The organism is Actinomadura sp. NPDC049382, from assembly GCF_040677125.1.
GTDB lineage: Bacteria > Actinomycetota > Actinomycetes > Streptosporangiales > Streptosporangiaceae > Spirillospora > Spirillospora geliboluensis.
Genome location: NZ_JBFARO010000265.1, coordinates 1 through 1994, shown reverse-complemented (window position 1 = coordinate 1994; position 1994 = coordinate 1). Strand labels below are relative to the sequence as shown.

General features: G+C 72.4%; 3 protein-coding genes. 1 reads left to right on the top strand and 2 read right to left on the bottom strand.

Features of this window, described 5'->3' with window-relative positions; translation table 11 throughout:
* Positions 1–57 precede the first annotated feature (57 nt).
* Both AB0K34_RS46540 and AB0K34_RS46535 read right to left on the bottom strand, forming a co-directional pair.
* Positions 58–255: a carboxyltransferase domain-containing protein gene (locus AB0K34_RS46540; protein WP_364554952.1), complete on the bottom strand. Its 198-nt coding sequence runs from the start codon at positions 253–255 to the stop codon at positions 58–60.
* Between the two features lie 3 nt (positions 256–258).
* Positions 259–1488: an NRAMP family divalent metal transporter gene (locus AB0K34_RS46535; protein ID WP_301174259.1), complete on the bottom strand. Its 1230-nt coding sequence runs from the start codon at positions 1486–1488 to the stop codon at positions 259–261.
* Positions 1489–1619: 131 nt separating this feature from the next.
* Here AB0K34_RS46535 and AB0K34_RS46530 point away from each other — a divergent pair.
* Positions 1620–1994, top strand: a 375-nt coding sequence (locus tag AB0K34_RS46530) for a GntR family transcriptional regulator (protein WP_364554950.1), incomplete at its 3' end; no start/stop codon positions are given.

The window sequence follows — 1994 nt, the reverse complement described above, 5'->3', positions numbered from 1 at the left end:
GGCGGGGGCGACCCTGCGCGGCCTGCTGCCCCGCGACACCGCCGAGTTCACCGCGACCTACCCGCGCACCGCCGAGCAGCTCAACCGCTGGGAGGCGGACGGGTCGAGCGGCAGCGTCAGCGTGCGGGCCGCCGGGACGACGTCGGCGACGCCGGGCGGCGGGGACGCGGCGAGCGCCGCGTACAGGCCCAGCATGGCCGCGAGGTCCGGCAGTTCGACCAGCAGCGCGGCGTCGCCGCTCGGGATGATCCGCACCCGTCACCTCCAGAGGTCGTCGAGCCCGGACAGCGAGTTCCAGCCGAGGTAGAGCGAGAGCAGCCAGGCGGCGGCGCCGAGGACGAGCAGCCAGACCGGGTACCGGTAGCCGCCGAGCAGGTCGCGGCGGCGGCCGGCGGCCCACAGCAGCACCGCGAGCCCGAACGGCAGGATGAGGCCGTTGAGCGCGCCGGCGAGGACGAGCAGCTTGGCCGGGGCGGTGCCGATCGCCAGGTAGACGGCCGCGGAGACCAGGATGAACGCCACGACCAGGCGGTTGCGGTACCGCTCGACGAACGAGGAGAACGAGACGAGGAACGACACCGAGGTGTAGCTCGCGCCGATGACCGAGGTGATCGCGGCCGACCACATGATCAGCCCGAAGACGCGCAGCCCGGCCTCGCCCGCCGCGTGCTCGAACGCCGACGCGGGGGCGTTCTCCTTGGCGAGGGTGACGCCGCCGGCGACGACGCCGAGGACGGCGAGGAACAGCAGCACCCGCATGAGGCCGGTGACGAGGATGCCGGTGACGGCGCTGCGGTTGATCTCCCGGACGTTCTCCGGGCCGGTCAGCCCGGACTCGATCATGCGGTGCGCGCCCGCGTAGGTGATGTAGCCGCCGACCGTCCCGCCGATCAGGGTGGTGATGACGAGGAAGTCGACGGTCTCGGGCGCGACGGTCTGCCTCAGCGCGTCCCCGAGCGGCGGGTTCGACACGAACGCGACGTAGAGCGTCAGCAGGATCATCACGGCGCCGAGGACGACGACGATGCGGTCCATCGCGACGCCCGCGCGCCGGCTCAGGAAGATCGCGATGGCGACCAGCGCGGAGATCCCGCCGCCGATCTTGACGTCCAGGCCGAGCAGCGCGTTCAGCCCGAGCGCGGTGCCGGCGATGTTGCCGATGTTGAAGACCAGCCCGCCGAACACGTCGAGGGCGGCGAGGCCGTAGCCGGCGCCGGGCAGGACGCGGTTGCCGAGCTCCTGGGCGCGCATTCCGGACACGCCGACGACGCGCCACACGTTCAGCTGGATCGCGATGTCCACCAGCACGGACACGACGATCGCGAACGCGAACGCGGCGCCGAGCTTGGCGGTGAACACCGTGGTCTGGGTGATGAAGCCGGGGCCGATGGCGCTGGTCGCCATCAGGAACATGGCGCCGAGGAGCGCGCCGCGGCGGGACGAGGCGGGTGGTGCCGGTGGGGTGTCCAGGGCGGTCCGGTCCGTCATGGGGGTGACCCTTCTCGGGTGTCGGCTTTCCGTCAGGGTAGAGATTGTTCAACAATCCAGCAATCCCCTTGTTGAGAGATCTTCCGGCCGATGGGATACGCTTGCCCCCCACGCACGCGGAAGGGCGGTCGATGGCGGAGACCTGGCTCGACGAGATCGCGGCGGCCCGGCACGATCTGGACCGGTCGAGCACCGCCGCACGGGTCGCCGACCTTCTCCGCGAGCAGATCACCGACGGCCGGCTGGTGCCCGGCGCGCGGCTCCCCGAAGAGGACCTGTGCCGCGCCGTGAAGGTGTCCCGCAACACGATGCGCGAGGCGTTCCGGCTGCTCGTCCAGGAGCGGCTGCTCGTGCACGAGTTCAACCGCGGCGTGTTCGTGCGCCGCGTCACCGCCGACGGCCTCGCCGACCTGTACCGGGTCCGGCGCATCCTGGAGTGCGAGGGCGTGCGGTGCGCGCCGGACGCCCCGCCCGCCGCGCTCGCCCGGCTGGAGGCCGCCGTGCTG